Annotated in this window: 1 pseudogene; it reads left to right on the top strand. The window is 40.6% G+C overall.

Features of this window, described 5'->3' with window-relative positions:
* A pseudogene (gene pyrB / locus SB775_RS28745) lies at positions 1 to 288 on the top strand (aspartate carbamoyltransferase); the annotation flags it as partial.

The following is a 288-nucleotide window of genomic DNA, read 5'->3' as shown; positions in this document are numbered from 1 at the left end:
GGAGAAACTTTATACGATACGATAAGAACACTAGAATCAATCGGAACAAAAGCGGTGATCGTTCGCCATGAGCAAGATCGCTACTTCGATGAACTAAAAGATCAGGTAAATATCCCAATCTTAAACGCTGGAGATGGATGTGGAAATCATCCAACGCAATGTCTACTCGATCTTCTAACAATTAAACAAGAGTTTGGAAGATTTGAAGGTTTGAAGATTGCAATAGTTGGGGATGTTCGTCATAGCCGAGTAGCACGTTCTAATGCAGAAGCATTAACGAAACTGGGC

The organism is Peribacillus sp. SIMBA_075 (genome assembly GCF_046534585.1).
Note: the sequence above shows the minus strand (reverse complement) of the source record. Positions and strands in the feature narration are given on the sequence as shown.